The sequence below is a fragment of the Pontibacterium sp. genome, from assembly GCF_964228735.1.
GTDB lineage: Bacteria > Pseudomonadota > Gammaproteobacteria > Pseudomonadales > Balneatricaceae > Pontibacterium.
On sequence record NZ_CAXRBQ010000007.1, the window covers coordinates 63,762 to 73,195 of the forward strand.

A 9,434-nucleotide genomic window follows, 5' to 3' on the forward strand; every position below is an offset into this window, starting at 1 on the left:
AGGTCAGCGGGAACGTCTAAGGCACTGTTAACAGTGCTTAGTCTACTTCAATCACCAGATCCTGCTCCAGCAGCTCTTCAAATGCATCAACTTTGAGAGGGCGGCTGAGGAAGAATCCTTGCACCGTGTCACAGCCCTGCTGGCGCAGGATTGTAAGCTGCTCCTGGGTTTCGACACCCTCGGCAATCACGCTTAGGTTGAGGCCCTGGGCCATCAGGATGATCGCTTCAACGATCTTCAGGTCCTGCGCGCAGTTATCTAAGTCATCGATAAAGGAGCGGTCGATCTTCACATTGTCGATCGCCAGGTTCTTGATGCGGCTCAGCGAGGAGTAACCGGTACCAAAGTCATCGATGGAGATGCTGACGCCGGTGGCGCGGATGCTGTTGAGCTGATCGCTGATACGGTCCAGGTCGTCGATCAGCACGCCCTCGGTCAGTTCAAGTTCCAGATGATCGAGTGAGACATTGTACTTGCTGTAAATGCCGGTCAGGGTGTCGATAAAGTCCGGGCGCATGAAGCTGATACCCGACAGGTTAACCGCAATACGTGGTGGCGTGAGCTGACGGTCCTGCCAGTTGCGGATCTGCTTGGCGACAGCTTCCAGTACCCAGGCATCCAGCCGGGAGATCAGGCCGCTTTGCTCAGCCAGCGGGATGAACTGGGCCGGAGAGATAAAGCCTTTTTCCGGGTGTTCCCAACGGATTAATACCTCGGCGGAGATCAGGGTGTTGTCCTTCAGATCAAACAGCGGCTGGAACACCAGGTAGAACTGATCCTGCTCCAGGGCTTTTTGCATCTCCTGCCACAGTTCGATGCTGTGATCGGTTTCGTTCAGGGCGCGTGGGTCGTAGAACATCAGATCGCGCTCCTGGCGTTTGGCCAGGGATACGGTGGATTCGGCACGGCCGATCAGCTGGAAGTCATAACCGCCGTCATCTGGGAAAACGCTGATGCCAAGGCGGCCAGAGAGCTGGATATGGTGTGATTCCAGTGGAATTGGCTGGGCGATGGTCTCCAGCAGCTGGCGACAATTACTTTCCAGGGATTCGCGGTTTTCCACGTTGGGCAGCAGCAGGCCAAAGGTATCTTCCGACAGGCGTGCCAAAATATCGTCTGCATGTAGCTGATCGTGGATACGGGCGGCCAGGGTAATCAGCACCTCGTCGCGCTTATCGCTGCCCTTTTCGATGGTGATTTCGTGCAGCAGATCGAGCCGGATAACCACGACTGCGAGTTGTTTGTGGTCGCGGTCGTGGCGGGTGATTTCTTTATTAATCGCTTCACCCAGCGCTTGGCGGTTATGCAGGCGTGTGACCGGGTCATAGGTCTCCAGAAACACAACCTGCTCCTGAATCTGGCGCAGACGGTGGTTTTCCATCAGATGATCGCGGAACACTTGTACGGCGCAGGCGATATCACCTACCTCGTCCCGACGGGTGGTATCGATCAGCTCAACGTCCAGCTCACCCTGTGCCAGCGTGTTCATCTGGTGCGCCAAACGCCCCACCGGCTTGGAGATATTGCGGGCGATGTAATAGGTGCCAATTAATGCGGCAAACAGTACTGCCAGGGTAATACCCAGATAGGTGTATGCGCGGGCCTGGAAAATTGCTTCCAGATCATCCAGATACACGCCGGAGCCTAATACCAGTTCGGTACCCGGCACCCGTTCGGCATAACCCAGTTTCGGTACCGCGGGGCCTCCTTCAGGTTTTGGCCAGCGGAACTGCCAGAAAATGGCGTCGTGGGCTTTTACCCCTTCGATCATATCGCGGGTGATGTAAACGCCGTCTTCATCCTGCATATCCATTTTGTTGGTGCCGCGCAGTTCGGGCATCAGCGGATGGGCGATGTTGTAACCGTCCAGGTTATACAGGTAGAGGTATTCACTGCCGGAGAAACGGGTGGCATTAATCAATTCCTGCAGCTGACGATCGTATTGCTGCTGGCTGATGGTGCCTTTGTTGAGATGGGCGGTCAGCGCCTGAATCTGGCTGAGCCCGGCCTGGACGACACTCTGGATGCGCGCCTTGCGGCCTTCCAGGATATCGGATTTGTTGAAACTCAGGGCAAGGCTGGCTGTGATCAGCGTCCCGCAGACCAATATGAGCACCAGCAGAAAGAGTTTGCGGTGAATCTTGATATCGCTAAGACGCATAGCCAGCCAGAGTTGAATAAGTTTTATTGATTTCTATAGGTTAGCGTTCTAAGTGTCAAATTCTTAAGGAAATTTGACCAAAAAAAAGCACCCGAAGGTGCTTTTTTTGTGTGCCTGATTTACAGGCCGGCCGCCGCGCGCAGGGTGTCAGCTTTGTCGGTGCGTTCCCAGGTGAATGCGGTGAAAGTATCGTCACCGACAGTCATTTCGTATGGGTCGCGACCGAAGTGGCCGTAGGCTGCAGTTGCTTTGTACATTGGGTGCAGCAGGTCCAGCATCTTGGTGATCGCGTATGGGCGCAGATCGAAGTGCTCGCGCACCAGTTCGATGATCTTGTCATCGGAGATCTTGCCAGTACCAAAGGTGTTGATGGACACGGAGGTCGGCTGTGCTACACCAATTGCGTAGGACACCTGGATCTCGCAACGATCTGCCAGGCCCGCTGCAACGATGTTCTTCGCTACGTAACGACCAGCGTATGCTGCGGAACGGTCAACCTTGGATGGATCCTTACCGGAGAATGCACCGCCACCGTGACGTGCCATGCCACCGTAGGTATCTACGATGATCTTACGGCCGGTCAGACCACAGTCGCCCACAGGACCACCGATTACGAAATTACCGGTTGGGTTGATGTGGAACTGGGTGTCTTTGGAGATCCACTCAGCTGGCAGGGTGTGCTTGATGATCAGTTCCATTACCGCTTCGCGCAGGTCGCTAAGCTTCACATCCGGATCGTGCTGGGTGGACAGTACAACCGCGTCGATACCCACTGGCTTGCCGTTTTCGTAACGGAAGGACAGCTGGGATTTCGCATCCGGACGCAGCCAAGGCAGCAGGCCAGATTTACGTGCTTCTGCCTGACGCTCCACCAGGCGGTGGGAGTAGCAGATCGGTGCTGGCATCAGAACGTCGGTTTCGTTGGATGCGTAGCCGAACATCAGGCCCTGGTCGCCCGCGCCCTGATCTTCAGGCTTGGAGCGGTCAACACCTTGTGCGATGTCTACAGACTGTTTACCGATGATGTTGATTACACCACAGGTTTCGCCGTCGTAACCGACATCGGAGGAGTTATAACCGATCTCGCAGATCACGTTACGGGTCAGTTCTTCCAGGTCGATCCAGGCAGAGGTGCTGATCTCACCAGAGATGATCGCAACACCGGTTTTTACCATGGTTTCACAAGCTACGCGTGCGTACTTATCTTCAGCGATAATCGCATCCAGCACAGCATCGGAGATCTGATCCGCAATCTTATCCGGGTGACCTTCGGACACGGATTCGGAAGTGAACAAGCCGTATTCGCTCATTTCAGCTAAGTATCCTCATCAATTAAGGGTAAACCTGAGTCGCAGATTCCCGCTTTATGGCTGGGGGCAGACTCGTTTGAAAGGTAATTTGCGCGATATTCTATCTGTCTGTTGGCAAATTTGCATGATTAGGGTTCGGCTTTTTCATGAAATTTTCATATTTTCATATGAAATTGCCTCATTTTTTCGGAAAACAGTGATTTCCTATTTGAAGCAAAATTCTATCTGCGAGAAAATTACGCCTTATTTTTTGGGTCCTATCCTTTCGTAATTTAATGGGTTCAACCCCCAGGAGCAGATTGAATGTCCTCTCGCAGAGAACTGGCCAACGCGATTCGCGCGTTGAGCATGGACGCGGTTCAGAAAGCTAAATCCGGTCACCCGGGTGCACCAATGGGTATGGCGGATATCGCCGAGGTGCTGTGGAACGATTTTCTGAAGCACAACCCGACCAACCCAATGTGGTTTGATCGCGACCGTTTCGTGCTGTCTAACGGCCATGGTTCCATGCTGATTTACTCTCTGTTGCACCTGAGTGGCTACGACGTTTCTATCGACGATCTGAAAAGCTTCCGTCAGCTGCACTCCAAAACAGCGGGTCACCCTGAATACGGCTACTGCCCGGGTGTAGAAACCACCACCGGTCCACTGGGTCAGGGCATCACCAATGCCGTGGGTATGGCTGCGGCAGAAAAGATCCTGGCGGCGCAGTTCAACCGCGATGGCCACGACATCGTTGACCATAACACCTACGTGTTCCTGGGCGACGGCTGCATGATGGAGGGGATCTCCCACGAAGCATGCTCCCTGGCCGGTACCCTGGGTCTGGGCAAACTGATCGCGTTCTGGGATGACAACGGCATCTCCATCGACGGTGAAGTTGAAGGCTGGTACACCGACGACAACGTGAAGCGTTTCGAATCTTACGGCTGGCAGGTAATCCCTAGCGTAGACGGTCACGATCCTGACCAGATTCGCGCGGCGATCGAGCAGGCGAAAGCGAACACAGATCAGCCTACCCTGATCTGCTGCAAAACCATCATCGGTTTTGGTTCCCCTAATAAAGAAGGTAAAGAAGACTGCCACGGCGCACCACTGGGTGACGACGAGATTGCACTGACCCGCGAGCGTCTGGGTTGGGCACACGGTCCGTTTGAAGTACCGGAAGAGATCTACGCGGACTGGAACGCTGCAGAAGCAGGTTCCCACGCAGAAAACGAGTGGAACGAGCGTCTGTCCGCATACCGCGAAGCATACCCTGAACTGGCAGAAGAGCTGCTGCGTCGTATCAGCGGCGAGCTGCCGGCTGACTTCTCCGAACAGGCTGAAGCGTACATCGCTGAAGTTGCCGAGAAAGGCGAAACTATTGCATCCCGTAAAGCATCTCAGAATGCACTGAACGCATACGGTCCTCTGCTGCCTGAACTGCTGGGTGGTTCTGCTGACCTGGCGGGTTCCAACCTGACTCTGTGGTCCGGTGCCAAAGGTGTGAGCGCTGACGACGCGTCCGGCAACTACCTGTTCTACGGCGTACGTGAATTCGGTATGAGCGCGATGATGAACGGTATTGCTCTGCACGGTGGTTTCGTACCGTACGGCGCAACCTTCCTGGTATTCATGGAATACGCGCGTAATGCCCTGCGTATGGCTGCACTGATGAAGCAGCGTGCAATCCACGTTTACACCCACGATTCCATCGGCCTGGGTGAAGACGGCCCGACTCACCAGCCAATCGAGCAGGTGGCAAACATGCGCCACACGCCGAACCTGAGCTGCTGGCGTCCATGTGACGCGGTTGAGTCCGCGGTAGCATGGAAGTCTGCTCTGGAGCGTAACGACGGCCCGACTGCACTGGTATTCTCCCGTCAGGGTCTGCCACACCAGGCGCGTACCGCTGAGCAGATCGCCAACATCAAGCGTGGTGGTTACATCCTGCGTGACACCGACGGTCAGCCAGATGCGATCCTGATCGCAACCGGTTCCGAAGTGTCTCTGGCAATGGATGCGGCTGAAGCGCTGGCAGCGGAAGGCAAGCAGGTGCGTGTTGTTTCCATGCCGGAAACCCGTCTGTTTGACCAGCAGGATGCGGCATACCGTGAAGCAGTACTGCCATCTGCAGTGACTGCACGTGTAGCGGTTGAAGCCCTGCAGGCTGACTTCTGGTACAAGTACGTTGGCCTGAACGGCAAGATCGTGGGCATGACCACCTTCGGTGAGTCTGCACCAGCGGGCGACCTGTTCAAGCACTTCGGTTTCACCACCGAAAACGTAGCAGAGACTGTTAAATCTCTGCTCTGATCCGTAAAAAAGGGGCAGCTTTTTTAAGCTGCCCCTGTTGTTTTGAGCCCTGTTGATGACCTACCGCGTCGCTATCAACGGTTACGGCCGTATCGGCCAGTGTGTTCTGCGCGCCATCTACGAGAACGGCTACCGCGATACCCTGGAAGTTGTGGCGATCAATGAACTCTCAGACATTGATACCGTAACCTATCTGACCCGCTACGATACCACCCACGGACGTTTCCCGGTGGCGGTTGACCATAACGGTACCCACCTGCAGGTCAACGGCGACCAGATTCTGGTTCTGAACGAAGCCGATCCTGCCAAGCTGCCTTGGGATGACCTCGGCATCGATCTGGTCCTTGAGTGCTCCGGTTCCTTTAAAGACCGTGCCACGGCCGAGATCCATCTACAGGCAGGTGCCAAGCGCCTGTTGTTCTCCCAGCCCGCTACAGACGAGGTGGATTCCACCATAGTGTATGGCCTGAACGAGAAGCTGTTGCAGGCAGACCATACAGTTGTATCGGCAGCGTCCTGTACCACCAACTGTGTGGTCCCGGTGCTGTACTTGCTGGATAAGGCCTTTGGTATCGAGAACGGTGTGACCACCACTATCCACTCGGCGATGAACGACCAGCCGGTGATCGACAGTTATCACCAGACCGATCTGCGCCTGACGCGCAGTGCGTTGCACTCCATTATCCCGGTGGATACCGGACTGAATCGCGGAATCGACCGCTTGTTGCCACATCTGGCGGAGCGCTTCGAGTGTTTGCACCTGCGAGTGCCCACGATCAATGTCTCGGCGATGGATCTGTCGCTGAACCTGAAGCGACCGGCGGCGCGCGATCAGATCAACGCGATCTTCAAGTTGGCGGCGCATGGCGAGCTAAACGGACTTTTGGGCTATACCGATGAGCCGCACGCATCGGTAGACTTTAACCGCGATCCGCGTTCCGGCATCGTCGATGGTACCCAGACCCGGGTTTCCGGCGGTACGCTGGTAAAAATGCTGTGCTGGTTTGATAACGAATGGGGCTTTGCCAACCGTATGCTGGATGTGGGCCAGCACTGGTTGCAGCTTAAAAGCTAATTTCAATTACTTTTATTTAGAAAGAGTTAGGACACGTCAATGAGCGTACTGAAGATGACTGATCTGGATCTGAGCGGCAAACGCGTTCTGATCCGTGAAGATCTCAATGTCCCTGTCAAGGATGGCCAGGTAACCTCTGATGCCCGTATCCGCGCATCTCTGCCAACCATTGAGCTGGCACTGAAAGCCGGTGCAAAAGTGATGGTGATGTCCCACTTGGGCCGTCCAACTGAAGGTGAATACGCTGAGGAGTTCTCCCTGGCGCCTGTTGCCGATTACATCTCCAAACTGCTGGAACGTCCTGTGCCGCTGGTTAAAGACTGGCTGGACGGTGGTTTCGATGTAGCCGAAGGCGAACTGGTCCTGCTGGAGAACGTACGTTTCAACGCGGGCGAGAAGAAAAACAACGAAGCGCTGTCCAAGCAGATGGCTGCGTTGTGTGATGTTTACGTGATGGACGCGTTTGGTACTGCTCACCGTGCCCAGGCTTCCACGCATGGTGTTGCGCAGTTCGCACCGGTTGCGTGTGCAGGTCCTCTACTGGCAGGCGAACTGGAAGCATTGGCGCAGGCGCTGGAAACTCCGGCTAAACCACTGACTGCAATCGTAGGTGGCTCCAAAGTATCCACCAAACTGACCGTGCTGGAAGCACTGTCCGACAAAGTGGACCAGCTGATCGTGGGTGGCGGTATCGCCAACACCTTCCTGGCTGCTGCGGGCAAGCCAGTGGGTAAGTCCCTGTACGAAGAAGACCTGATCCCACAGGCCAAAGCGCTGATGGAGAAGGTCAACGTACCGGTGCCAACCGATGTGGTTGTCGCGAAAGAGTTCGCTGAAAACGCGGAAGCGGTGATCAAGTCTGCAGACGATGTAGCTGCAGATGACATGATCCTGGATATCGGTCCTGAGTCCGCCAAAGTTCTGGCGGAACTGCTGAAAGATGCGGGCACCATCATCTGGAACGGCCCTGTAGGTGTATTCGAATTCGACCAGTTCGGTGAAGGCACCAAGGCGCTGTCCATGGCAATCGCTGACAACAAAGGTTTCTCCATCGCGGGTGGCGGTGATACGCTGGCAGCTGTGGATAAATACGATATCGCTGAGCAGGTGTCCTACATCTCTACCGGCGGTGGTGCATTCCTCGAGTTCGTGGAAGGCAAGAAACTGCCTGCAGTGGCAGTACTGGAAGAGCGCGCAGCTCAGTAATTACCGTTGCTAACCCCGCTTAGTTGCCGACAGCAGAGTGTAGGTCACGTTGCTGTCAAACGCGGGTGATATAACAACAGCTAATAAATTTTTGAGGTTCAAAAAATGGCTTTGATCTCTATGCGTCAGCTGCTGGACCACGCAGCCGAATACGGTTATGGCATCCCGGCATTTAACGTAAACAACCTGGAACAGATGCGCGCTATCATGGAAGCCGCGGACAAAACCAACTCTCCGGTTATTGTTCAGGCATCTGCAGGCGCACGTAAGTACGCCGGTTCCAACTTCCTGCGTCACATGATCCTGGCAGCGATCGATGAGTTCCCACACATCCCGATCTGCATGCATCAGGACCACGGTACTTCTCCAGCAGTAAACCAGCGTTCCATCGCCATGGGTTTCTCCTCCGTAATGATGGACGGTTCCCTGATGGAAGACGGTAAGACGCCATCCAGTTACGAGTACAACGTTGACGTGACCCGTCGCGTGGTTGAGATGGCACACGCGTGTGGTGTTTCTGTAGAGGGTGAGCTGGGTGTACTGGGTTCCCTGGAAACCGGGCAGGCGGGTGAAGAAGACGGTATCGGCGCTGAAGGTACTTTGTCTGAAGACCAGCTGCTGACCGATCCGGAAGAAGCGGCAGACTTTGTATCCAAGACCGGTGTCGATGCCCTGGCGATCGCCTGTGGTACTTCCCACGGTGCGTACAAGTTCACCCGTCCACCAACCGGTGACATCCTGGCGATCAACCGCATTAAAGAGATCCACGAACGCATTCCTAACACCCACCTGGTGATGCACGGTTCCTCTTCTGTACCTCAGGAGTGGCTGGCAGTGATCAACGAATTCGGTGGTGAGATCCCTGAAACCTACGGTGTGCCGGTTGAGCAGATCGTTGAGGGTATCAAGCACGGTGTACGTAAGGTCAACATCGATACTGACCTGCGCCTGGCTTCTACCGGCGCGGTGCGTCGCTTCATGGCGGAAAACCCGGCTGAGTTCGATCCACGTAAATTCCTGAAGAAAACCATCGACGCGATGAGCGAGATCTGTATCGCCCGTTACGAAGCGTTTGGTACTGCAGGTAATGCGGACAAGATCAAAGCGATCTCCCTGGAGAACATGGCGACTCAGTATGAGTCCGGTGCGCTGGATCCAAAAGTTAACTAAACCCGGTTTAGTTTCTGCTAACAAAAAGGCAGCCCATGGGCCACTGCTGTCCCATAGTGTGGGATAAATAAGAAAGCCTGAATCCATGTGAGTAAAATGAGTGTGCGAGCAAACACTTTAATCACAAAGGATTCAGGCTTTGTCACATCATAACACCGCGTTTCATCAGTTGCTGCAGCCCCTATCGAGACATGAATTCGAAGGTCTGGCAAAA

At 54.8% G+C, this 9,434-nt stretch carries 7 protein-coding genes; 4 read left to right on the forward strand and 3 right to left on the reverse strand.

Annotation, left to right across the window (positions count from 1 at the left end; genetic code table 11):
* Nucleotides 1–37: 37 nt before the first annotated feature.
* On the reverse strand, nt 38–2,161 hold the full coding sequence (locus ACEQ15_RS00785) for an EAL domain-containing protein (protein WP_370277054.1): 2,124 nt from the start codon (nt 2,159–2,161) through the stop codon (nt 38–40).
* A gap of 119 nt (nt 2,162–2,280) precedes the next feature.
* On the reverse strand, nt 2,281–3,471 hold the full coding sequence (metK, locus tag ACEQ15_RS00790) for a methionine adenosyltransferase (protein WP_370277055.1): 1,191 nt from the start codon (nt 3,469–3,471) through the stop codon (nt 2,281–2,283).
* Nucleotides 3,472–3,774: 303 nt separating this feature from the next.
* Here metK and tkt point away from each other — a divergent pair, with 303 nt between their 5' ends.
* From tkt to fba, 4 genes are all read left to right on the forward strand, one after another.
* A complete protein-coding gene (gene tkt / locus ACEQ15_RS00795) occupies nt 3,775–5,769 on the forward strand; it encodes a transketolase (RefSeq protein ID WP_370277056.1) in 1,995 nt (664 codons plus the stop codon).
* Between the two features lie 55 nt (nt 5,770–5,824).
* Nucleotides 5,825–6,844 (forward strand): type I glyceraldehyde-3-phosphate dehydrogenase, encoded by a 1,020-nt coding sequence (locus tag ACEQ15_RS00800; RefSeq protein WP_370277058.1) that lies wholly within the window; start codon nt 5,825–5,827, stop codon nt 6,842–6,844.
* A 39-nt stretch (nt 6,845–6,883) separates the two neighbouring features.
* The gene (locus ACEQ15_RS00805) at nt 6,884–8,050 is read left to right on the forward strand and encodes a phosphoglycerate kinase (RefSeq protein ID WP_370277059.1); all 1,167 of its coding nucleotides are present in this window, start codon (nt 6,884–6,886) and stop codon (nt 8,048–8,050) included.
* 105 nt (nt 8,051–8,155) lie between these two features.
* The gene (gene fba / locus ACEQ15_RS00810) at nt 8,156–9,220 is read left to right on the forward strand and encodes a class II fructose-bisphosphate aldolase (RefSeq protein ID WP_370277060.1); all 1,065 of its coding nucleotides are present in this window, start codon (nt 8,156–8,158) and stop codon (nt 9,218–9,220) included.
* A gap of 17 nt (nt 9,221–9,237) precedes the next feature.
* Here fba and ACEQ15_RS00815 read toward each other — a convergent pair.
* Nucleotides 9,238–9,434, reverse strand: a 197-nt coding sequence (locus ACEQ15_RS00815; RefSeq protein WP_370277061.1) for a hypothetical protein, incomplete at its 5' end; no start/stop codon positions are given.

What these genes read in the sequence shown, in the direction of transcription:
- ACEQ15_RS00785 (WP_370277054.1), bottom strand. Translation starts at nt 2,161, where the DNA reads ATGCGTCTTAGCGATATCAAGATTCACCGCAAACTCTTTCTGCTGGTG.
- metK (WP_370277055.1), bottom strand. Translation starts at nt 3,471, where the DNA reads ATGAGCGAATACGGCTTGTTCACTTCCGAATCCGTGTCCGAAGGTCAC.
- fba (WP_370277060.1), top strand. Translation starts at nt 8,156, where the DNA reads ATGGCTTTGATCTCTATGCGTCAGCTGCTGGACCACGCAGCCGAATAC.
- ACEQ15_RS00805 (WP_370277059.1), top strand. Translation starts at nt 6,884, where the DNA reads ATGAGCGTACTGAAGATGACTGATCTGGATCTGAGCGGCAAACGCGTT.
- ACEQ15_RS00800 (WP_370277058.1), top strand. Translation starts at nt 5,825, where the DNA reads ATGACCTACCGCGTCGCTATCAACGGTTACGGCCGTATCGGCCAGTGT.
- tkt (WP_370277056.1), top strand. Translation starts at nt 3,775, where the DNA reads ATGTCCTCTCGCAGAGAACTGGCCAACGCGATTCGCGCGTTGAGCATG.